The following is a 20562-nucleotide window of genomic DNA, read 5'->3' on the forward strand; positions in this document are numbered from 1 at the left end:
TGTAAAATGGGTAATGTTGAATTAAATGGTAATGCAGAAGAAAATAAAACTGTTAGCCTGGCAGATATAGTAATGCAGATTGATGATCTGCATACAAATCTACGGACCTACAGGAATGAAAACTACAAGGCTCTTATGAAAAAAGAGCTTATGCAGAAAGTTCAAACAACAATGTTCGATCTTAATAACGCAATGTTAAGGTTGAAAGATTTGAACGAGGCAATGAGTGAGTGAATTTCTTAAACCATTCCGCTGTGGTCATTGTAAGACAAGACTTGTTGTTATGAAAACCAATAACGACAGCGTAATACCGGTTGAGATTGCTGAAGGGGAACTGACACTGAAAGATGACTGCGTATTTAACAGCAGAGATTTTGTTAGTCACCTGAAGAATTGTAAGAAGCTGCAAGCGGAATGGAATGAGAAGAAAAAACAGTTCCTGCCAAAAATAAATCCGTTCAAAAAAAGGTAAGGAAGGAATGTTATGGAAAAAGCTAACAACCGGCAGAAGTGGTTTATACATGACGCACGAAAATTTTTCGGATTGAGTTCTGCAGACTATGAGTCACTGCTTGGTGGATATGGAGTTAAATCCGCAAAAGACCTTAGCTATAAGGATGCTGAAGATATGCTTGCAAAACTGCAGGAGCGCGGATGGACTCCACCGGAAAAGAAAACAGATACAGTTAAACCGGTCAGCAGATCAGTAGAGTTATATGGATGGGGAAAAAAGAAATATGAAGCTCTCCGGAAAAGAGGTTATCCATATCCCGAACCGCAAAAGTTAAGAATGATTGAAGCGCTATGGAAAGATTTAGCTCGTAATAAATCTGATGAATCACTACAAAGGTTTATTGAGAACCTTACGGGCATTTCAGATATAACTATGCTGTATGATGAACATGCAAAAATAGTTATAACAGCATTGCAGTCAATGAAAGCTGCAAGGGAAAGAAAATCATCAACTAACAAAAAAGCAGCGAGCAACTGATGCAATGCCCAGACTGTTTATACGAGTATAAGGACCCGAATGAGGAACAGAAAGGATTAGTGACGCAGCAGAATGATCACTTCTTTCGTCCTTACCGCACGTTCGGAGTTATGTGTCCCAAGTGTGGTCATCATGCTATGGTATTCAGCATTCCAACTAAAGTTCCTTTTGTGCGCTCTTCACGGACTTATGATGAATTGGATAAGATAGTTAAGGACTTCCAGGAGCGGGTGCGGGAATTTTTTGAAAAGCGTAAGCATGTAAAAGCACAGTTGTCTCTTAAAATGTTTGAGGAGAGTGATGAAGAGAAGTAGAGGAATGGAAGTAAGCAAAAATAAATTTGTTTGGTTGAAAGATATCACCGGGAAACCAGTCAGGGTTTTAAAAGAATCACTGCACAAATATGAATTAAGTTTTCTTGCTGCAGGTAATGATGTTGCGTTTGATAGTAAGCGGCATGTCAGGAGATAATATGTTTGACTTATCAAAGGCTGAACAAATAGCAATTAAGTACTGGAAATTATTCAAACCTCTTTGTGTTGATGGTAAAATAAAAGTTGCCGGGTCAATTCGCAGACGCAAACCTTTTGTAAAAGATATGGAGATAGTTTGTGTTCCTTTAAAGACGCTACAGTCCAAAGATTTATTTGAAGCTGAACTTGCACGTAAGCCTGAATTTGTTTCACTGGTGAACTCGTTTGAACGTGTTAAAGGAAATGGCAACGGGAAGTATGCACAGCTTGTATTGCCTGAGGGGATTAAGTTGGATTTATTTATGGCAGATGAAAACAACTATGGTTTGATTCTGCTCTTACGCACCGGACCTGGTGAATACAACATAAAAATTGTTGAAGCAATTAAACCAGAGCACTATGTACAGGGCGGATATCTTCACAGCGCATCAGGAAGGATTATTCCCTGTATGAATGAAGTTGATTTTTACACAATCACAAAACAAAAATATTTAGAACCGGAAAGGAGATTTTAGTGGTGGAAAATCTCTTAAAGGATAACAAGGTTTATTGTCCTCTCTGTAAAAAATACTTTCCTGAATCAACTTACCTTGCATCAAACATCACCGACATGAAAGTATTGTGGCTTGCGAATATGGTTACTCACTACCGGCATACTCACATTACGAGTTGGAATAAGTGCTGGGGACACGGCGGACACAATTACAGAAGCGGATGGTTTGGTGATTATGAAACTGAAAAGAAAAAAGTTAATGAAAGAGCAAAGAGACAGATATTCAGGAAGTGTTGGAGATACATGAACTATCATTTCATTTTAGTTGATCATGTCCTGCAGCTTCAGAACAATGATAAGAAAACCATTGCGCTTGCAAATAAAATGTTAGCTCAGGAAGTACTGGAGTTATTCTGATATGGGAAGAGAGAACGGGGTAGTTGGTTTAACAAAGGCTTCATTTTTATTCGATGATGGTTTTATAGTCCAATGGGAAAACGACAATAAGATAATCAAAATAAAAGACCCGCTTGATAAAGGAATATATGTGTACAACAACGCTGGGAAATCTTTTCCTGATGCTATGAATGCAATGAACTTCAAACGTGAACACATTAATAACCCGCAACTATTATTCAAAGGATTTGAATGACAGTTATATACTTAACTCCACCAAAAAATCTTAATTAAAGTTAACCGGTTATGCTTAATTATAAAAAATCATAATAAAGGAGAAATCATGATAAAATACTTAATCGATCTCGGTATGGTTTATCAGCCTAAAAACAAACTGCATAAAGCTGTGCAGGAATTTTTCAAAGAGCAAAGAAGAAAAGTAATTGCAGGTGAGTCAGCGAAAGATTATCAGTATTATTTTGAAGCGCGTATTAATGCACTTAACAAACAGTTCCCGAATTGCACTCCAGTAAAACTTCACGTTTGGAGTCCTGATAACAATGATATCTGCATACAGGTTGAATCAGTTGTTAGTCTATCAATGCTTCAGTACACAGACCAGTTATGACTCCACGACAATCGATAGAAGAATTTAAGATTGAGTTTCGTTCACTGCTTGAACAGGATGTACTGCAGTTAAAGAAGGCTGTGATTAGAGAGTTAGATGCATTGTGGCGTTCATACAAAATGCAACATCCGGAAGCTGATTATGATTTGTTCGCTGATGAATTCCTGAAGCTGTTTAAGTTACCCCGCAACCAGGTGAACGAAATTAAAAGAGAGCTGAAGAAAACTCAAACTAAAATTGCTGAATTACACGAACAGTTTTTTAATACAGTCACTCCGGGTGTGATAGAACTGAAGCCCGGACAATATGAAAGAATTATTGCCGCTTATCAGGTTGACTTTCCCGGTATTGAAGAAACAACGAGATCTTCTATTGTTGATGAAATTAAAAAAGCATCGATAGCAGGGTATGGTTTTGAAACCATCAGAACAAATTTAGTTACTAAAGGTTTTGGAACCGGTGAAGCATACACGCTTGCTAATACTGCTGTAAGCCAGTTTGATAATGCAACAATGTTTGAGTTTGCCGCACAGGCAGGATTGAATGAATTTAAGTACGGCGGTGTACTGCAGAAGGACTCAAGAATATTTTGTGTTGAACTGATTACTGCAGATGCTGTTTATACTGTTCAGCAAATTATGGCAATGGATAATAAACAGGGACTGCCTGTTAAGACTTCCTGCGGCGGTTACAACTGCACACATTACTGGTACGTGTTCGTAAAGAAACTGAAAAAATAATCTCGGAAAAATAAATGCCTGTCAAGCCCCTGTTAAACAGGGGTTTTTTATTTTATATTTGCAACGCTTGAAATAACACCTACTGGTTGGAAACGAACCGTTTTCCAATAGTCGATTCCGGTATTAATAGTTCCGGCCGACTATCCGGTAGTCGTGAGGTTATCGGGGCGTTCTTCCCAGTGGGTGTAACGTCAAGCAATAGTCGGCCAATATTGTTGGGTAACTAAAAAATCGCGGGGCATTGTTGATGATACTAACACTTGATTTCACCGACACATCAGACTTCGTAACGAAACTAAGAAGTCTTACAAATTCCTTAAATCACACAGCACAAAAAATTGAAACCGAAACCGGTAACGATTATGGTTTAGCCGGTTCGATTTCAATTATGTATTTACTGATTGATAGTTATGAGAAGAAATTAACTGAAGGAAGCGGAGAGACAGCATAATATGCTGTCTCTACAACTTTTGTATATGTTGGACAATGAGAGCGGCAGCATCAGATGTAAGTGAATCAATTTCCTTTTGTGTTAAGCCCATAAAGAGATGTTTCTTTTTTGCTTTACCTGCACCTACATGAGCGTAGTAAGCTTTCAATGCTTCGTCCGGAGATGGAAATCCAAGTACACCCTGCACAGCATTTGTTTCCTGCCTGAGTATTCCCAGGTTGCGCATCATTCTGCCAGTCCAGTGCATTGTAACTCTCGAAGTATCTTTACCCGATAATTCACGGTAGCGTTTGTAACCCTTCATTATCCACACATAAGTGTGACCATCTTTGTGTGTGTAAACTTTAAACTCCCCGCTCGATGCAGTGGTTAACTCTTTTCCGCCCTTCTTAATTGTTTTTGAAATATCATCTTCATCATTTGCAGCAGCTTGAGCTAATGCTTTACCAAACTTCTTAACAAACGCACCGTAAGGAATAGGCATTGGAGTTGTACTGTATTGATCAGCTCCCTGGGAAGAACCTTCCAGGTACTCAGCACGCACCACACGTTCAACAATAAAAGCTTTAGCAGTGTTGGTCAGAACAATCATTACAGCGTTTGAGGTTAGATTATTCTTTACCTGGTCAAATGGATTATTCTCCATCAATCACTTTCTTTTTAGGAGCGAACTGAATTACTTCCTCACCTTCTTTTGGTTCAGGTATTCCAAGTTTCTTATAGAATACTGATTTGCCAATAGGAATTTTCTCTCTCAATTCTTCATCGGTGAAAATGTTTGTGAATATACGTGAGTTGCTTTCGTAATCTTCCTGCTCTTCTTTTACTTCAACAAACTCGAAGTAATCATTTCTTGGTTCACCGTAATTGTTAATGAAATCCAGTTTCAAATACTGATTGGTAATGATGTCAACTCCTGTATCAACATCAGCATCGGTTATAAGGTCATCAACTTCATTCTGTACCTGTGCGGCGGCGCGGCTTCCGCCCTGTACTTCTGTAGTTAAATTCTGACCAACAATAGTAATTGCCATTTCAGTATTAGCGGCATCAAGAAACTCTTTGAATGAATCAGTTGAGTCTGACTTCAATGCCTGTTCATAAAGTATTTTTACATACTCAGGGAATACAGCAACTGAATCTTTCTTCAGCTTTTCAACCATTGCAATCAGTTTGCTTATCTCAACTTCATCAAGAGCTTCAGGATGTGTTGCATAAGTTGGGGGAATGCCATGACGCTCATTGTTGTCCGCCCAATGCCATCGTGTATGATATTTCAGAAATGACAGAAGATTAATTGCACGTGCATATGAACCGACATAGTGTTTCCTGTTTTTCATCGGTGAAAAACGTGTGATAATATTTATGTCCGGATCAAGAGGTATACGGCTAAACTCTTTTGTCTTTTCATCAGTGATTAATTCATCAAGCCAGTTATCAAGTGTTTCTGAATGGTCAAGCTCTGTAAGATCATAAGATTCTTTTTTCGTAACCATAGTACCGAACCTGGTATTATCGAAATACAGTCTTACTGCACTCTGACCAAAAATAATTCCGTCAATGATGTCATTCCATAGTGAAAATATATTAGCTTTTCTGAAACGTGTTTTAGTTTCGAGCAATTGTTTTTCTTCAACTGATGTCATCTTGTATTCTGCAGGCAGTTGAATGTCAAACTTGCGTGCACGTACAGCTCTCTTTCTTCGTTCGACTAAACCAAGAAATCTTCCGTCAACTTCCTGAAGCCTCTGCAGGTAACTCATAAGCAGTCTTACATCACGCTTTGTTTTTTTTTCAGTCAACGAAATGTTGGCAAGCCTGAGATATCGCTTTATCTGTGTGGTTGTTGGAAGCAGGCTATTTGTTAAATCTGAATTATGATAAGGCATATTAAATCCTCTCGGCTAATGTACGTTGTGAAATAGATTTTATTGCACCATCTACTTTGAATGAATTACTGTAGCGCACCAAGTGAAGTTCGTGAAGCAATTCAATTATGCAGATGAACCAATCGGGAGGGTCATCTTTTTTATTTCTCTTCTTTCCCTGAAAGTTGTGGAAGAGAGAACAGAACACTATTCCCATTTCTGTATCTTTGAATCCGGGAGGGAAATAGACTTCACGATTTTTATAAATGCGTTCAGCGTTCTTGGTGAGTGCATCAACATCATATTTTTTATACTCAATTGGCGGGACCGGAAAACCATGATTACGTGAATAATTCCTGACGTGAATAGTCCAGTGAGATTCCTGGCTGACATTACCATCAAACGCAAGTGAACGAACTATGTAACCATTCTCTTTAAGTTTCTTACGCATCTCAAGGGTGTCATCAAGAAGATCATCAGGGTCAGAATAACTTTTACAAATTACAATCGGAATAAAAAACTTTTGAAGTGACGGACTGAATCCCATTGAACCGGAAACAGTAGAATCACCTTTCTTTTTCTTAGCAAGGTTCGGGTCGGTGTAATTCACGATCTTAATATCTTTCGGAAGACTATCCCACTCCTGGTAGAATTCAATTGGAAATATATCAGACCCACGAAGCTTCGGACGTTGTTGAAAGTTGCCTGCCCAGTCATAATCATCTTCAGGCTGTAAGAACTCTTTAAGCTGTTCCTCAGTATCAGCAGGAAATTTAGCATACCACAGTGAACGTTGTTTGCCAGGACGTGAAGCATCCCAGGCAGGAAATACATGCAGTTCAAAATTCTTTGAAAGCTGACCGTTATCTTTTTCCCTGAGCAGTTGATTCATTGCTGTATCAACATTGAAGTTGTTACCTTCTGCGACAAATGTTCCCCAGGGTTCAAGAGACGAACGCATTTCATTTATTCTGTCAATACGTTTTCTTACTGCTTCTTTTGTAAGAGAGACTGTTTCGTTTTCAATATCTGTGAAAACAATTAAGTCATAACGATCAATAAGATTTCTTTGTCCGCCTCTTGTTGAACGCTCTTCTGATAACGGTTCAAGGTATGAGCCCTCCGGAGATTCAGATACATCAGAAACAATGTGCAGACCTTCGTCAGATATTTTTAACCACTTGATGTGATAGTCATTTTTGATACGGGGATTCTTTGAAAGGAACGTGTACACATCCATTAAAAATAATTTAGGCGCACGAAGTGTTCCTGAACCAAAGCCAATGTATTTTCTTTTAGCATGAAGAAAGGCATAAATAACTTTTCTCTTCAGGTAAGATGTTTTAGCATGCTTACGGGGACCGTAAATGATGTGAGCCTTTGCATCCTTGTTGTCAGTTATGCTTACAAGCTCATGATGAAACGCACCAGGTTCGGCGTAATCAGGATATACTTCCGGAGGGAAATAAGTTTTATCCCAGTACCAAAAATCATTTTTAGATTTTTCTTTACGCTTGTTCTTTGCTGTATCAGATAACTGTGATTGTTTGAACGGAGGAATGCGGCTTGCTTCTTTGAATACTTTTTCTTGTTCAGCAAGCGACTCTCTTTTTAATTCTTCCTCCATTTGTTTGAGGAAGAGATCATCATTCAGGAAAAATTCATTCATGGCTTAAATTTGGTAATTGTAAAAATTGAACCTGTCGAAACAACGTATTTATAAAAAACATCGATTTTATACCGTTTAAAACCCGTTTAAATTCAACCAGGATCGTTTAAAAATAAAAAGCCGTACTTTGTACCGGTTTTCTGAAAATCGTGGCTTGTACGCAAAATCAGGGTTTTTCACTTTTTAGTTTCTTTCCGGAGGATTTCAGCTTCCTCTTTATAAATTTTTAGTATCTCTTCATCACTTAAATTTGTTGAAGGAAGTAAAGCACATCTTCGCATTACACGAATTGTTAAACGGGCATTTGCATTTTTCAAATAGTGTTCAATCTGTGCAGTTTTATTTTTAAGTGATATCTTCTGAAGCTTCTCAACAAGAGCAGTTCGTTCCTTCAGAGAAATTCTTTTTGAATTTAGTTGTGCTATAATGACCGCAACACTGTGCTCGAAAAATTTTTCAATTGAAGTGAAGCTGCTTAGATCTACTTCCGGCAGATCCGTTACTATACTATCCGCTTCAACCTCTTCAATCTCACCTTGTTCATTGATATTAGTATCTGACAGTTTAGCGGGACGTGGATTGATTGTGTTATACACCTGCCAGTAAGTGAACTTACCATTAAAGTGTTCTACAATCTGTGCGGGCTTCAATCCGCTTTCAGCAAGATCTCGTATTTCTTTCTGGTAACGTTTTGAAATATTGAGAGCTCTTGTTTTTCTTTTTGGTTTTGGTTTGTTCATTATAGTCCCATGATGTTGCGGATATCGTATTTGAATTGAAGAGAAATTACTGAAGCCTGTGCGGACTTTCTTAAAACAACCATTGGTACATCCTGAAAATCAATTCTGATTAATTCATCATTGCCTTCAGGATTTTGTAAAACATATTCACCATAGTTTTCACGAATGATACGCATAACTGCAACTGCCATTAAGAATGCTTCCTTAAAACTTTCTGCAGCAGTCTCTTTTTCTGAACTGCAGCATTGAGCATAAACTGAAACGGGAACAGCAAGCGGGGTTTTATTTGCCGAGAGCTCTGCAGGTAAATCAAAGTCAGCATAAATACCCACGTAAGGTTTCTGCAAATTTTTTGCTGAGTCTTCAGACATTTCTTTTACATCAACCACATAATCCGGAAGTATGGTTTCATTCTGCAAAGCTGTTTTATCAACAAGTGTTTGAATAGTAGTTGTTGGTGGTATCATAATCTTTCACTCCGGTTATCTGAGTCAACATAGTAGGTTGATGTTTTAGAAAACCCCGTTTCAACCTTTACACCGTTATCATCATACACATCAAGCTTACCTGATTTGATCTGCATGAGAGCAGCCATTGCGTCATCAAACATTTTGCGCCGGCGCGACATTTCAAACTCATCCAGTTTATCCTGCATGCCGGTTGTAATCCACTGATAAATACTGTGTGCGTAAAACTGGAGGATTCCAATTGCCTGTTCGATATCCGCAGGTATTGGAATTAATGTATGCTGATACACAATGTTAGAGGCTTGCTTAACGGCGTCATCGTGACCAACGATAGCTGTATCACCCTGTGTGATGAATGAATTCTTACCGTAAAAACTTTTCAGTGAACTGCGATCAATAAGCGGCATTGTAACTCCTGATTAAAATCACTCTAAACTTAAACCGGCTGATTAAACTTTTCTTGACGGATACGGCATCCGTCATTTTTCTTTCTATTGACCGGTGTAGGTTGATGCCAATCTTTAATCCATTACTGAAAGGTCATAAAGAAAATGTTTGAGAAGCTGAAAGCACTATTAACAAAACTCGGTTTTAATCTTGAAGGCAAAGAGACAGAATTAAAAACTGAGATTGAAAAATTAGAAAAAACTAACGATGGCATCTATGACTTTTCCAAACTTGATTTGAGCAAGTTCAAAGATGACGGCAACAAGGAATTGATTGAAGCAGTTGTTAATCAAAATAAAATCCTCACAGAAAAAGTAACTACACTGCTTAATACAATCGGTCAGGAACAGACCCAAAGAGAAAATGCAAATAAAGCTGCAGCAGACCAGGCTAAAAAAGATTTTGAAAAGAAAGTTGATGACGCTGTCGAAAAACTTTTCACCGACAAAAAAATTACTGAGGCTGACAAGAAACAGTGGAAAGAAGATTACACAGCCAACTTTGAAATGACAGAAAGATTTGCTGCAAAGCTTACACCGCCTAAACAACTGGCAGGTAAAACTACTGCTGATGACAAAACCAAAACAACATCCACCACTGCAACTCCGGATAAGAAAGAATCTCCGCATAAGGTTTTGACTGACGCTATTCGTGAACAAATGGAAACAAGTAAAACAGTTTAATTTTTTATAAAACTAAAGGAGCAAAAATGAGGTTCAGGGATATATCAGGACAAGATTCAATCACCGCCACAGTTGTTAATGCGATGCTTGAAACATCAAATGTTCTTAACAACGCAGAGTTCTATTCTATAATCGGTAACGCAGACTATACAAGAAAGTCTGCATCCGCAACCGGCGGACGTTTCAGAGAGCTGAACTCCGATTACCCCGCCAACCAGGTTGACCCCCAGTTTGCTAACCCTACACTTACAATCTTTGGTGATAAGGTTGAAGTTGACAGGGCACACGAACGCAGAGGGTCAGATATTCCTTCCGTTCGTTCTTCTGAATTATTAAGCTTTGCCAAAAACCTGGGCAAAGAATTTCAAAACTATTTCTTTAACGGCGACAAAGCTGTCGACGCAAAGCACTTTAACGGGCTGAAGAAAATTGTTGTCGGTAATCAGAAAATAACTCCTGCTGCAGATGGTATACAGGTACTGCTTGGCAATACCAACGCAGCAAAAGAATCACAGCAGAAGTTCCTGGAGAACCTTGATGTTTTAATTCAGTCTGTAGACGGTGGCGCGCAGGCAATATCTATGGACGGAAAAACACTCAGCCGTTTAACCAGGATTGCTGAAGGTCAAGTTCAGTGGGATGTTGATGAATTCGGAGTTCCGTTACCAAGATATAACCGCATCCCGATTTTAGTTGCCGGTTATAACAAATCAGGCGGCTTGATTCTTCCACATAATGAAGTGTGCGGTAACTCCGTTAACTGTACAAGTATTTATGGTTACCGTTTCGGTGAAAAGAGTGATTTGAGTTTTGCGACAAACATAGGTGCTGAAGTTAAAGACCTGGGACTTGTTGGTGTACACTACACACATTCAGTTGATCTTGATCTTGACCTGGTTCTTCTTAACGCTAAATCAGCTTCAAGGCTCGAAGGCATTATAATACCATAGTAACATCGTGCGTCCCCTCGTGAGGCTTGGTGATATCATGACTGAGCCTCACTTTTTAAAGTACAAGCATTAAAACTTGTACGCAGGTAATACAAGCTTAAAACATTGAAAGGTCAGTATGAAAAAATTTTCGTTGTTCCTAATAGCCGGGGTGATGTTAATGAGTTTAACATTACCGGCACAGACCGTTGTTTCAGACAGCGGCACAATTGTATTTGATCAGAAGTATTCTGTAATGACTTACTCAGGGACCATAAAAGGAACCGACACTGTAAAACTTAAACCCGTGATACCGGTGAATGTCGGAGATCTGCTTGATGTTCAATATTACTTCCAAAGCGCAACTGACTCAGCAAAAGTAACGGTAAAGAGACAAGAAAGTTACTGGGCTGATCAGTGGAAGGATGTTAAAACCATTGTTACCGGCGATACCGGAGATGTTTATATAGCGGTAAGGGATACAATTAAAACATTTCCTTCAGCGACAAGACCCGTATTGATAGGAGTAACGGGCAATGGTTATACAACAACGTTCAAAGCAAAGTTAGTTTTCAAAAAAGAATAAAACAGGATGCCATTCCTGTCTCCACAATAAGCGGTGTGGTTTTCCTTTTACCCATGCCGCTTGTCTATAAAAGGAAAATTTTATGAAAGAATTAACAGTCCTCTTAATAATCCAGGTTCTGAAGAAATTTGGTTACAAGGTATTTGATAACAACAAACCTTTTAACCTGAATATCGTTGGCATAAGGTCGAACAACAACAAGCCCAATCAATTTGACGATACACTTGTGGTTTTCTATAAGGATGAAAGCGGCAAGTGGAAACTTCATCAATGGAAAATAACAACCGACCCGGGATTGTACTATCTGAAAAATCCATTGAACGTGGAGGGTGCGGCAATACTTGTTGAAGATCAGTATGAAAGTGCATACCAGATTGGTAAACACAGGGGCAAGTATGAAGCCCTTGTCCAGGTTAAGCCTGTTAAAGTAATTCGTGACGCTAACAGGGATGGCGTTCTTGATTTCGGTGAATCGAAACAGGAAGCCGGTTTATTCGGCATCAACATTCACCGTGCATACCCCGTTGGTGAAACAACTGCAGTTGATAAGTGGAGTGCCGGCTGCCAGGTATTTAAAGATGCGGAAGAGTTCCGTGACTTTATGCAGTTGTGTTATATGTCCGCAAGGAGATATGGTAACAGCTTCACGTACACATTGTTAAACGAAACAGATTTTGAAAGTGAGAAACAGAATGAGATATCTGATAGCGCTGCTTAATTGGCTGGGTTCTTTTTTTAACGAACCAAACGGGAAAGCTTCAATGAAGAGACTGATAATGTTTCTTATTACCTGGGCTTTCATTTACAGTTTTATTAAAGTCTCAATAGCCAGTGTTACAATTACAGATATCCCCTTGAACTGGGCATTCCTGCTTGCAAGCTTTATCGGGCTTGGTATTGCTGATAAGTATGTGACACTCAAAAAGAATGGAAATCCGGAGACAGAAAGTACTGCAGGTGAAAGGTGAACACAGTAAAATCCTTTGTTGCCTTGCTGTTATTACTGTTAACGCTGTTTGTTATTGTGATGGTAGCCGGTTGTTCAACACAGAAAGATATTATCCGGGACAAGAAAGTTACTCTTGCGGTTCCGCCATTAAGAGTAGTACTGCAGGAAATTAAACCGGTTAATGTTGATTCATTGATTCAGCATGTAATTGATTCGCTTGCTACCGACTCAACTTACTATGAAGCGGAAAAGGTAACACAAAAAGGCGACTCGGTAAAAATTAAGTTCTATCTGAAATCAAAAGACACAGGCAAGCCCAGCATTGAGGTTGATGTTAAACAGGTTCCGGTTGACACGACTTACGCAGATACAACAAGCGTTGTTAAGGAAAACAAACCGTTCACTGATTACTTACTTGGTGTGGGCGCTTTTGTTTTGATTATAGGGATGATAATATTTTTTATTAAACGAAAGTTATGATAACCAAATTGAAAAATCTTGCTGATATCCCGGTCTTATGGATAATCAATTTTTTTGCATCAATACTTCCCAAGCAGGAAGATCTGCTTGCGTGGGGTCAGCTATTACTGTTATGGTTAACAATTTTCTATACCGTTCTCAAGATCATATTGTGGTTGAAATTTCACGGACCTAAAATTTTTAAGAAGTATAACAAGGATAAAAAATTATGACACCTGGAATCCGACAAGCCTGGATAACTTCACGCAACAACCTGAACGCTGTAAATCCCAACGGACGTTTAGCTATTGGTTTTAACTCCGATCATCAATTTGTAATTGAGGATAAAACACAAAAAGATTCCCGCCAGAGAGATCTTCTTATCGGAACTGATTTTATGTTCAAGGGAACATCAAAACAAAACACTATGGCTGACTTACTGTGGTTTATTCAAGCCTGGAGAGAAGGTGTTGCCGCACAGATAACTTCTGAAAAAGAAGGTGCCACTTACGGCGCGGGTACATACAATTTTGACGGCGAAGAATTTATGGGTCTTGAGTGGAAGCTTCGTGAGTTCACAAACGAAAGAAGTCTTGAGATAACACTGCAGGCTCAGTTCGAACCGGCGATAACCACGCAATTAATTCAAAGTGCCGGCACAAATGTTCCCCGTGACCTGAATGCATTAAATCTTGGTCACAGAGGAGAGGATGATACAAAATACAAAGCACCGTTCCAGGGAGATGTTCAAAGTCCTGTAGCTACACCAATATGCAACGGTGAACAGGTGTTGAATAAAGAGTTCCTTGTTGAAAATATAGTTACACGACGTCACCGCAACCGTGCAACAACAACGTGGATTCATTTTTATCTCAAACTGCTTTTAGATAAAGCGGCTAACTGGGATTTGATTTCTCTTTATACAAAAAACCGTAAAGCAAGTTTGCTTGTATCGGAAAAAAATTCCTTGTCACCGGCAAGCACCAATACTTACAACTTTGGTGATGGTGTGTTATTCCAGAAAAACAAATTGAGCATCGATAAGGATGTACGTACACAGGAGTTGATCTGGGAAGGTTACGTATCACCGGCTGATATAGCCATTAATACCAACACCAATACACTGACCGTTACTGAGACCGTTTAACAATTAAATAAAAGGTAATTAAATGAGTGTTATAAACATCAATGCCGACCAGAACCAAGCTATAGTTGTAACAATAAATGATGCTACTGCAGCAACCGGTGAAAATATTCTTGTCCAATTTTTCGCTGACGATATCAACGTATTTAATAAAGCTGTATCAACCCTGGGCGGTAAGCAGAATGAACTGACCATAAACAATGGCGTTAGTTATGTGTTTACATTGTCCGCAGCAGATGCATTGCGATTGAACGGTGCTAATTCAAACACATACAAGATGTTTAAGTTATCAAACAGTGTTGATACCGCACCTGTTTTGAAAAACAATGGAGATATCACAGTGGAGCCCCTGGAAGGCAGTGAACCCATAGTTGAAAAAACATTTTCACAAAAACGAAAATACAGACATGTATTAGCTCACCTTGATCAGTTACTTCCGGATGACGAAGTTATTGTAATACACCCGCCCGATGGACACTCGGGTCCCTTTGTATTCGCACTGCTTGACCCCGCTTTACATCCAGGAAAAGAGATAATGGTTCTTAATGCAATTGACCTGGGTGAAATTACTGTTACGCTTTCCAACTCAGCAACCCAGTTGGCTGCAGGTGAAGCCGCATTGTTGTTTGATGACGGAAATGAGTGGATACGTTTTTTCTGAGAGCCCCGGGGACTGGCGGGGCTTTATTGAGGACTTCAGATGGGGATATACTTAGAACATCAGACGGTAAAATTTTAAGAGCAAAGGAAAGCTAAATGAAACACGCATATAAATTTTTTGCAATACTTTTTCTGTTCTTCACACATTTATTACTCGCACAGACCGACACAGTTTATTATGATCTCAATTTCACCGGCGGCAAAATCGACACACTCCTGAATAACATCGACCAGGGAATAATGCCGGTTAACTCAATCAGCTTTAGTGAGATGAATACAATTGCAACCGGCAACCTGCTTGGAAGAAATACTGCGGGCACCGGCGATATAGAAGTGCTGTCGCCATCAACTATACGCACATTGCTTGGGTTGGTTGTTGGAACCAATGTCCAGGCTTATGATGCTGACCTAACAACTTACGCAGGCATAACACCTTCAGCTAATGTTCAAACTTTATTAGGAGCTGCAGATTATTCAGCAGTAAGGACTCAATTGTCATTGACAATTGGAACTAACGTTCAGGCGTATGATGCAGACTTAACAACCTGGGCAGGAATTACACCAAGCGCTAATGTGCAAAGTTTATTAGGTGCTGCAGACTATTCCGGTATGAGAACTTTATTGAGTCTTGTTCCCGGAACAAACGTGCAAGCTTTCGACAGTGATTTAAGTACCATTGCCGGGTTGACAGCAACAACAGATAATTTTATTGTTTCGGTTTCATCTGCATGGGCTTCACGTACACCATCGCAAGTGCGGACTACTTTAGGTTTAGTAATTGGAACGAATGTTCAAGCGTATGACGCTGACCTTACTACTTACGCGGGGATAACTCCAAGTGCAAACGTGCAAACACTGCTTGGCTCTGCTGATTATAGTGCGTTCAAAACAAGTTTGAGTTTGAATAATGTTACGAATGAAAGTAAAGCAACAATGTTTAATTCCCCTACATTTACAGGAGTGGCAACATTCGCAGCAACGTTAAGCCCTGCGGTTGGATTAGGCACTGTTACAACTGCGATTGATTGGAGCCAGGGAAATAGTTTTACTGCTACGTTAACGGATGCCAGAGAATTTACCTTCAGTAACGTAGGCGATGGTCAGGTAATACAGTTATTGATTTTAAGAACGGATGGAGAGCTGGCAACTTTTAATAATGCGAACCTGGAATGGCCCGAAGATACACCTCCATCAAATGGTACAGGTAATGGCAGAGATATTTATACCTTCTGGGCTACGGGCGGAAAAATATATGGATGGCTGACACCTTTTATCGCACGTACCTGGTAAGGAGTGACTGATGAATAAATACTTATTCTTTTTCTTATTTTTCCTGTGTGGTTTGTTGTATGGTCAACAACACAAATTCGGGTTTTGGCATGCTGCGTGGAGCGGCACTCCTGATTTACCATCAACCTTTGCAATCACAGATGACGGTAGTGGATTCATTAATGTTTTTGCGAATGGATTCAGCAGTACTCCGATTGCTTATGATAGCTGTTTAGTATTATTAAAACAGGGTTCACTTCCATCGAGCCGTTATGATGGTACAGCAATCAGTAACTATTATAATGCGCCAACAATTCTTGATGAAGCGATCAATGCGTCAGCTCTCGATGGCGAAATTTGGTACGGCGCTCTTTACTTAAGAAGTACTGATGGCAAATGGTCAAGCCCGATTACTGATACTGCTTACATCGGAATTCCGGAGGAACTTTCAACTCCAACACTTTTACTTTCAGCCGGATCAGGAACTATCACAGTTAACGCCGGCTCACTTGATCCGAATGCAACTCACGTTCTGATTCAACAGCGAAGCTTTCAAAACCATACTTCAATTTGGAGAGATGGTTCAAGATTCAGGGATACTTTAATCGCAGTAGGAAATCTTCCTGTTACATTCACAGGAAAATACTATGATGAAGTATGGCATTATAAAATGGCTGCAGTCAACCCGGGAGATACATCCGGATTCACACCGATTGATTCAAGCTGGGCTGTCAACACAGTTGGAGATACAATCTGGTATGCTGCAAGCGCTACCGGCAATGGATCAGGAAGTGATACTCTGAACTGTAAACTTTATTCAGTTACTAATTTTCAGAACGATGTTTATGCAAATGTTTCGGGGCGACACATTAAACTAAAGAACGTGGATACGTTTGCTTCATCATCAAGAATTCTTTTGCCTTACACTCAGTCGTGGAGTGGAAGATCTTACGCGCCGGTTGTTGTTGAACCCTGGTATGATAACGGAATACTCCCGGTAGTTGACCGCACTACATCAGGTGAAATAATTTATGTGGAAAGAGGCAATCATATAATCTTCAGGAATATTCATTTTGCAGGTCACGTTACTTTCAATGTTCCATCAACTTATCATGCTGATAATTTCAGATTCATAAACTGTGAATTCATCGGAACAGGCTCCGGTGCAAGCGGTATGATCGCAATGTTCCTTCAGGAGACAAATGTTGTTGCTTATGATTCAGTTAACAGAGGATTTGCTGATTCGTTTTATGTGTACAACTGTTTATTCCAGAACATTTACTCAAGTGATGACGCTATCGGTTCTTCATCAGGTGGAATTGACTGGGTTATTTACAGGAACGTTGTAGCGAACACCGGCTCTGCTCTTGGTCAGGATGGAATTGATGTTGGATATGGTTTAAGAGTTATCATTGCATATTGTAAAATCTACAATACCTGGAACAACGGTATTAAGATAATGGCACAGCGGGGACCAAATCACGATGCACTTGTATGTTACAATTCGGTTATCGGAAATAATATGAGTGGTGATGGTAACTTTGCTTTTGATATTCGAACCTGCGTTGGTATCAGGTTTATGAATAACTCAGGAACAGGTTTCGGATATGGATTACCTGCAGAGACAAGCTGGCCCGATAACACTCATTCAGGTGCATTGAATGATAATTCAACTTATCCTGTTATTGCTTTCCAGGGACTCGGAAATAATATCTTCAACAATCTCTACGTTGGTGGAAGCGGTAATGGTTTTTCCGGATGGATAATTCACGGCGGAAAAAATATTATGTTCACTTATCCTGGTGGAGATACAACAAGAGCAACCTGGGGACCCGGACGCGATGACTGGGGAAGGTGGTATCTGAATTATTCAAGCTGGCATCACAATCTTTACAACAATCCTGCAGGCGGTGATAAAGCAAGATACATTGCGCGGCACTGGCCCTTAACCGGAAATGGAAGCATTACCTGGAATGGATCTTCTTATGATCTTTCAATCGGTTCCCAATCGTGGATTGAAAGAGATATGGAAGAGTTCGGAACAGGCTATGAAGATAAATTTTTCTCAAACATTTTTCTTCCTGCCCAGGTTGTTGATTCATCTTACAATAATGACGGCGATAGAGGATCACTTCAACCTGTCGAAGGTTCACCTGCTTTGTATGCAGGAACATTCAACGGAATGGCAGTGGACTTAAACTGGATGCCTGTTCCGGATACACTTGTTTCGATCGGTGCATACCAGGAATGCAGTGGATGCATCACTCCGGATTACCGTTACACAGTATCACCATATCCATTTGCATTCGGCACAATGGATACAACCGCAGCGAGTGATACTGTTAAGGTGCTTACAATCACTAATACAGGATTGCTGCCATTAACCATTACATTCAGCGGATTGAACACTCCATTCAGTATTGGAAGCGGTGGAACGATTAACAACAACGAACTGATAAATGTCAATATCACCGGCGAAAGGAATATGTCTCCGGGAACTTACATCGATACACTGCTGATCAGTACAAACGATTATGATACTACAGTAATTGTATCAATCACTCTTACACTTCCAAGTCCTCCTGCAATACTTAGTGGAACATTCACGGCACAGCAGGCAAATGATTCATTAAAAGTACAGCTCTCCGGATTTAATAATCCTGATTCAATAAGAATAGTTGGACAAACAGGTTCTTATCCTGCTAATCAATGGAGCGGAACAGTTGTTTATGCAGGAACAGATACTAATGCTGTTAATAATGATGTGTTCTACAATTCCGATTTCGATAACGGTGAAACCTGGTACTTCGCAGCTTATCAGCAATGGGCAAATGGTCAGTGGTCACCGGCAGTAACTGATACAGCATTATTCGGAACGGCTCCTGTAGTTGGAGATATTTTCAATATCACTTTTGAATCTAACTCAATGACCGGCTCCGATGCTTTCACTTCAGTAACAGCAACAACAAATACTTTTACAGTAGTGAGTGATACAGTTGCAGTTGGTACATACTCAGCGAAGATTGACCCGACAGGTTCAAGCAGTGCGGTAGTTTACGGCACAAAAATATTTACCAGCTCGGGCAGTATTTACATAAAATGGAAAGAGTGGCTGGGACATCCGGCAACGGGAGATTATGAAGCTGCGCCGTGGTTCAGGATTGATGACGGGGCGGGTTCAGATTTAATTTCAGTTTCAATAAGAAGAGGAACCTTTGAACCCGGTGGATATGATTTTCAATTTTCAGGAACAAACTTAGATGGCGGTGAATATGATTTGGGCACTGGTTCACTTACAATTGCAAATACATTTGGTCAGTATGTTGAATGTGAAGCGCGTTGGATAGACCACGCAACGACTGGCGGTGCGGTCGTTATTATCAATGGTGTAACTGTATTTTCCGAACTTAACAAAAACACATCGGCATTGAACAATCCCGCAAGATTCCAGATCGGGTTTGGTAATAACTCAAATGGTAATGGCGGTAATCTTCCGAATGTGAATAGCTATGTTGATGACATCAAAGCAAACAGTACGGCATTCCCTTGATGAATAAAGGAATCTTATGACAGCCCTATTTTTAGCTTCCGGCATTTTGATTTTAACAGCGTTGTTGATAGCAATGTTATGCAGAAGTCTTGTACATCAGTTGTGGCATCATTACCAACGCACAAAAACAAAGCTTGAGAAAATTCTTAAACGCAGGATAGATGATTATTGGTGGAACCCGGTTCTTTCCTACAACAACAAGAAAACAACTATGGTGCAGTTCTCAGATGCTTTCCACACGTTCAATACAATTGAGTTGGGTTGTTATGATTTTGTGATATCGCTTTTAGTTACAATCATAATTCACCTGGTAGTTGTATTACATGTGTGGCTGTTTATTGCTGTCTTGGTAGCAGTGTTTTTATTCATCGGTATCCTTGTGATGCCGCAATTTTTTAATCTTGGTTATGATAAACTTTGGAGATAAAATGGAAGAGGCTCAGGTTATAAATACTTACATCATTGAAGGTGTAGAATTTCAGCGGAAGGATTTGTCTATCATAGAATCTGATGCAGTTAACAAACTGCTTAAATATCAGATCAACAACACTATTGAAGTGAAAGGCGGGGATTCAGAAAAATTTCTTTCAATGGTACTAACGCCAATTAACATACAACCGGAACAGATGCTTGTGTTGAGCAGAACTCCATTCAGCAGAATAAGCAGGTTGTTGTATTCGCTGAAAGCTTTTATAACCCGTAAAAAATTATTGTTGGTTTGTTTTGGTAATTGTAATGAGGATACAGCCGCTGAGGTGCTGAAGCATTTTTTTACCAGGAGAATAAAGAACGGACTGAATTTACAGATGTTTTTCAACGACTTAATCAACGAATCAAAGAAGTCAACGGCGAAGCAAAATCGCTAAAAAAATATTTTAGCTCCCTCTTTATTCCTGAAATCAAATATGGTGATCTTGAATTAACGTTAATGTTCCTTGCTAATTATGACTTAACAAAAATTGAGTATCTA

At 39.6% G+C, this 20562-nt stretch carries 30 protein-coding genes; 24 read left to right on the forward strand and 6 right to left on the reverse strand.

The annotated features are described in order from the left end of the window. Positions 1–6 precede the first annotated feature (6 nt). From IPM56_16125 to IPM56_16175, 11 genes are all read left to right on the forward strand, one after another. Entirely contained in the window at positions 7–234 is a 228-nt protein-coding gene (locus IPM56_16125; protein ID QQS35748.1) for a hypothetical protein, read from the forward strand. Beyond that, complete coding sequence (locus IPM56_16130; protein QQS35749.1) at positions 227–472, forward strand: hypothetical protein; 246 nt, start codon at positions 227–229, stop codon at positions 470–472. Before IPM56_16125 ends, IPM56_16130 begins: the two co-directional genes overlap by 8 nt. A 12-nt stretch (positions 473–484) precedes the next feature. Further along, on the forward strand, positions 485–991 hold the full coding sequence (locus IPM56_16135) for a DUF1018 domain-containing protein (protein QQS35750.1): 507 nt from the start codon (positions 485–487) through the stop codon (positions 989–991). Beyond that, a complete protein-coding gene (locus IPM56_16140; GenBank protein ID QQS35751.1) occupies positions 991–1305 on the forward strand; it encodes a hypothetical protein in 315 nt (104 codons plus the stop codon). The genes IPM56_16135 and IPM56_16140 overlap by 1 nt, the downstream gene beginning before the upstream one ends. Beyond that, positions 1292–1462: a hypothetical protein gene (locus tag IPM56_16145; protein QQS35752.1), complete on the forward strand. Its 171-nt coding sequence runs from the start codon at positions 1292–1294 to the stop codon at positions 1460–1462. Before IPM56_16140 ends, IPM56_16145 begins: the two co-directional genes overlap by 14 nt. Position 1463: 1 nt before the next feature. After that, entirely contained in the window at positions 1464–1979 is a 516-nt protein-coding gene (locus tag IPM56_16150; protein ID QQS35753.1) for a hypothetical protein, read from the forward strand. 2 nt (positions 1980–1981) lie between these two features. Further along, positions 1982–2374 carry a hypothetical protein gene (locus tag IPM56_16155; GenBank protein ID QQS35754.1) on the forward strand — a complete coding sequence of 131 codons (393 nt, stop codon included), beginning with the start codon at positions 1982–1984 and terminating at the stop codon, positions 2372–2374. 1 nt (position 2375) lies between these two features. Further along, on the forward strand, positions 2376–2609 hold the full coding sequence (locus IPM56_16160; GenBank protein QQS35755.1) for a hypothetical protein: 234 nt from the start codon (positions 2376–2378) through the stop codon (positions 2607–2609). Between the two features lie 87 nt (positions 2610–2696). Next, positions 2697–2981, forward strand: a complete 285-nt coding sequence (locus IPM56_16165) for a hypothetical protein (GenBank protein ID QQS35756.1) — start codon at positions 2697–2699, stop codon at positions 2979–2981. Next, on the forward strand, positions 2978–3721 hold the full coding sequence (locus tag IPM56_16170) for a hypothetical protein (GenBank protein ID QQS35757.1): 744 nt from the start codon (positions 2978–2980) through the stop codon (positions 3719–3721). Before IPM56_16165 ends, IPM56_16170 begins: the two co-directional genes overlap by 4 nt. Before the next feature lie 247 nt (positions 3722–3968). Further along, positions 3969–4172 carry a hypothetical protein gene (locus tag IPM56_16175; GenBank protein QQS35758.1) on the forward strand — a complete coding sequence of 68 codons (204 nt, stop codon included), beginning with the start codon at positions 3969–3971 and terminating at the stop codon, positions 4170–4172. Between the two features lie 10 nt (positions 4173–4182). Here IPM56_16175 and IPM56_16180 read toward each other — a convergent pair whose 3' ends face one another. The 6 genes from IPM56_16180 to IPM56_16205 form a co-directional block, all read right to left on the reverse strand. Then, on the reverse strand, positions 4183–4818 hold the full coding sequence (locus IPM56_16180) for a hypothetical protein (GenBank protein ID QQS35759.1): 636 nt from the start codon (positions 4816–4818) through the stop codon (positions 4183–4185). Further along, entirely contained in the window at positions 4808–6061 is a 1254-nt protein-coding gene (locus tag IPM56_16185; GenBank protein QQS35760.1) for a DUF935 family protein, read from the reverse strand. Before IPM56_16185 ends, IPM56_16180 begins: the two co-directional genes overlap by 11 nt. A 1-nt stretch (position 6062) precedes the next feature. Further along, complete coding sequence (locus IPM56_16190) at positions 6063–7709, reverse strand: hypothetical protein (GenBank protein QQS35761.1); 1647 nt, start codon at positions 7707–7709, stop codon at positions 6063–6065. A 176-nt stretch (positions 7710–7885) separates the two neighbouring features. Then, a complete protein-coding gene (locus tag IPM56_16195) occupies positions 7886–8449 on the reverse strand; it encodes a hypothetical protein (protein ID QQS35762.1) in 564 nt (187 codons plus the stop codon). Continuing rightward, positions 8449–8916 carry a hypothetical protein gene (locus IPM56_16200; GenBank protein QQS35763.1) on the reverse strand — a complete coding sequence of 156 codons (468 nt, stop codon included), beginning with the start codon at positions 8914–8916 and terminating at the stop codon, positions 8449–8451. The genes IPM56_16195 and IPM56_16200 overlap by 1 nt, the downstream gene beginning before the upstream one ends. Continuing rightward, positions 8913–9323 (reverse strand): hypothetical protein, encoded by a 411-nt coding sequence (locus tag IPM56_16205; protein ID QQS35764.1) that lies wholly within the window; start codon positions 9321–9323, stop codon positions 8913–8915. Before IPM56_16205 ends, IPM56_16200 begins: the two co-directional genes overlap by 4 nt. A gap of 144 nt (positions 9324–9467) precedes the next feature. Between IPM56_16205 and IPM56_16210 the strand changes: the two genes are divergently transcribed. From IPM56_16210 to IPM56_16270, 13 genes are all read left to right on the forward strand, one after another. Further along, complete coding sequence (locus IPM56_16210) at positions 9468–10046, forward strand: hypothetical protein (GenBank protein QQS35765.1); 579 nt, start codon at positions 9468–9470, stop codon at positions 10044–10046. Positions 10047–10072: 26 nt separating this feature from the next. Beyond that, a complete protein-coding gene (locus IPM56_16215) occupies positions 10073–10996 on the forward strand; it encodes a hypothetical protein (protein QQS35766.1) in 924 nt (307 codons plus the stop codon). Positions 10997–11156: 160 nt separating this feature from the next. After that, positions 11157–11561, forward strand: coding sequence for a hypothetical protein (locus IPM56_16220; protein ID QQS35767.1), 405 nt, complete (start codon positions 11157–11159; stop codon positions 11559–11561). An 82-nt stretch (positions 11562–11643) separates the two neighbouring features. Then, a complete protein-coding gene (locus tag IPM56_16225; protein ID QQS35768.1) occupies positions 11644–12279 on the forward strand; it encodes a hypothetical protein in 636 nt (211 codons plus the stop codon). A 43-nt stretch (positions 12280–12322) separates the two neighbouring features. After that, positions 12323–12529 carry a hypothetical protein gene (locus tag IPM56_16230; GenBank protein ID QQS35769.1) on the forward strand — a complete coding sequence of 69 codons (207 nt, stop codon included), beginning with the start codon at positions 12323–12325 and terminating at the stop codon, positions 12527–12529. Next, positions 12526–12990, forward strand: a complete 465-nt coding sequence (locus tag IPM56_16235; GenBank protein QQS35770.1) for a hypothetical protein — start codon at positions 12526–12528, stop codon at positions 12988–12990. Before IPM56_16230 ends, IPM56_16235 begins: the two co-directional genes overlap by 4 nt. Next, positions 12987–13202: a hypothetical protein gene (locus IPM56_16240; protein ID QQS35771.1), complete on the forward strand. Its 216-nt coding sequence runs from the start codon at positions 12987–12989 to the stop codon at positions 13200–13202. The genes IPM56_16235 and IPM56_16240 overlap by 4 nt, the downstream gene beginning before the upstream one ends. Then, entirely contained in the window at positions 13199–14116 is a 918-nt protein-coding gene (locus IPM56_16245) for a hypothetical protein (protein ID QQS35772.1), read from the forward strand. The genes IPM56_16240 and IPM56_16245 overlap by 4 nt, the downstream gene beginning before the upstream one ends. Before the next feature lie 22 nt (positions 14117–14138). Beyond that, positions 14139–14774 carry a hypothetical protein gene (locus tag IPM56_16250; protein ID QQS35773.1) on the forward strand — a complete coding sequence of 212 codons (636 nt, stop codon included), beginning with the start codon at positions 14139–14141 and terminating at the stop codon, positions 14772–14774. A gap of 95 nt (positions 14775–14869) precedes the next feature. After that, positions 14870–16063 (forward strand): hypothetical protein, encoded by a 1194-nt coding sequence (locus tag IPM56_16255; protein ID QQS35774.1) that lies wholly within the window; start codon positions 14870–14872, stop codon positions 16061–16063. Positions 16064–16073: 10 nt separating this feature from the next. Beyond that, the gene (locus tag IPM56_16260; protein ID QQS35775.1) at positions 16074–19592 is read left to right on the forward strand and encodes a hypothetical protein; all 3519 of its coding nucleotides are present in this window, start codon (positions 16074–16076) and stop codon (positions 19590–19592) included. A 16-nt stretch (positions 19593–19608) separates the two neighbouring features. Then, positions 19609–20019, forward strand: coding sequence for a hypothetical protein (locus IPM56_16265; GenBank protein QQS35776.1), 411 nt, complete (start codon positions 19609–19611; stop codon positions 20017–20019). Between the two features lies 1 nt (position 20020). Then, on the forward strand, positions 20021–20458 hold the full coding sequence (locus IPM56_16270; GenBank protein ID QQS35777.1) for a hypothetical protein: 438 nt from the start codon (positions 20021–20023) through the stop codon (positions 20456–20458). Positions 20459–20562: the final 104 nt, after the last annotated feature.

The sequence above is a fragment of the Ignavibacteriales bacterium genome, from assembly GCA_016700155.1.
Lineage (GTDB): Bacteria > Bacteroidota > Ignavibacteria > Ignavibacteriales > Ignavibacteriaceae.

What these genes read in the sequence shown, in the direction of transcription:
- IPM56_16125 (QQS35748.1), top strand. Translation starts at nt 7, where the DNA reads ATGGGTAATGTTGAATTAAATGGTAATGCAGAAGAAAATAAAACTGTT.
- IPM56_16135 (QQS35750.1), top strand. Translation starts at nt 485, where the DNA reads ATGGAAAAAGCTAACAACCGGCAGAAGTGGTTTATACATGACGCACGA.
- IPM56_16140 (QQS35751.1), top strand. Translation starts at nt 991, where the DNA reads ATGCAATGCCCAGACTGTTTATACGAGTATAAGGACCCGAATGAGGAA.
- IPM56_16145 (QQS35752.1), top strand. Translation starts at nt 1,292, where the DNA reads ATGAAGAGAAGTAGAGGAATGGAAGTAAGCAAAAATAAATTTGTTTGG.
- IPM56_16150 (QQS35753.1), top strand. Translation starts at nt 1,464, where the DNA reads ATGTTTGACTTATCAAAGGCTGAACAAATAGCAATTAAGTACTGGAAA.
- IPM56_16160 (QQS35755.1), top strand. Translation starts at nt 2,376, where the DNA reads ATGGGAAGAGAGAACGGGGTAGTTGGTTTAACAAAGGCTTCATTTTTA.
- IPM56_16165 (QQS35756.1), top strand. Translation starts at nt 2,697, where the DNA reads ATGATAAAATACTTAATCGATCTCGGTATGGTTTATCAGCCTAAAAAC.
- IPM56_16170 (QQS35757.1), top strand. Translation starts at nt 2,978, where the DNA reads ATGACTCCACGACAATCGATAGAAGAATTTAAGATTGAGTTTCGTTCA.
- IPM56_16175 (QQS35758.1), top strand. Translation starts at nt 3,969, where the DNA reads ATGATACTAACACTTGATTTCACCGACACATCAGACTTCGTAACGAAA.
- IPM56_16180 (QQS35759.1), bottom strand. Translation starts at nt 4,818, where the DNA reads ATGGAGAATAATCCATTTGACCAGGTAAAGAATAATCTAACCTCAAAC.
- IPM56_16185 (QQS35760.1), bottom strand. Translation starts at nt 6,061, where the DNA reads ATGCCTTATCATAATTCAGATTTAACAAATAGCCTGCTTCCAACAACC.
- IPM56_16190 (QQS35761.1), bottom strand. Translation starts at nt 7,709, where the DNA reads ATGAATGAATTTTTCCTGAATGATGATCTCTTCCTCAAACAAATGGAG.
- IPM56_16195 (QQS35762.1), bottom strand. Translation starts at nt 8,449, where the DNA reads ATGAACAAACCAAAACCAAAAAGAAAAACAAGAGCTCTCAATATTTCA.
- IPM56_16200 (QQS35763.1), bottom strand. Translation starts at nt 8,916, where the DNA reads ATGATACCACCAACAACTACTATTCAAACACTTGTTGATAAAACAGCT.
- IPM56_16205 (QQS35764.1), bottom strand. Translation starts at nt 9,323, where the DNA reads ATGCCGCTTATTGATCGCAGTTCACTGAAAAGTTTTTACGGTAAGAAT.
- IPM56_16210 (QQS35765.1), top strand. Translation starts at nt 9,468, where the DNA reads ATGTTTGAGAAGCTGAAAGCACTATTAACAAAACTCGGTTTTAATCTT.
- IPM56_16215 (QQS35766.1), top strand. Translation starts at nt 10,073, where the DNA reads ATGAGGTTCAGGGATATATCAGGACAAGATTCAATCACCGCCACAGTT.
- IPM56_16220 (QQS35767.1), top strand. Translation starts at nt 11,157, where the DNA reads ATGAGTTTAACATTACCGGCACAGACCGTTGTTTCAGACAGCGGCACA.
- IPM56_16225 (QQS35768.1), top strand. Translation starts at nt 11,644, where the DNA reads ATGAAAGAATTAACAGTCCTCTTAATAATCCAGGTTCTGAAGAAATTT.
- IPM56_16230 (QQS35769.1), top strand. Translation starts at nt 12,323, where the DNA reads ATGAAGAGACTGATAATGTTTCTTATTACCTGGGCTTTCATTTACAGT.
- IPM56_16240 (QQS35771.1), top strand. Translation starts at nt 12,987, where the DNA reads ATGATAACCAAATTGAAAAATCTTGCTGATATCCCGGTCTTATGGATA.
- IPM56_16245 (QQS35772.1), top strand. Translation starts at nt 13,199, where the DNA reads ATGACACCTGGAATCCGACAAGCCTGGATAACTTCACGCAACAACCTG.
- IPM56_16250 (QQS35773.1), top strand. Translation starts at nt 14,139, where the DNA reads ATGAGTGTTATAAACATCAATGCCGACCAGAACCAAGCTATAGTTGTA.
- IPM56_16255 (QQS35774.1), top strand. Translation starts at nt 14,870, where the DNA reads ATGAAACACGCATATAAATTTTTTGCAATACTTTTTCTGTTCTTCACA.
- IPM56_16260 (QQS35775.1), top strand. Translation starts at nt 16,074, where the DNA reads ATGAATAAATACTTATTCTTTTTCTTATTTTTCCTGTGTGGTTTGTTG.
- IPM56_16265 (QQS35776.1), top strand. Translation starts at nt 19,609, where the DNA reads ATGACAGCCCTATTTTTAGCTTCCGGCATTTTGATTTTAACAGCGTTG.
- IPM56_16270 (QQS35777.1), top strand. Translation starts at nt 20,021, where the DNA reads ATGGAAGAGGCTCAGGTTATAAATACTTACATCATTGAAGGTGTAGAA.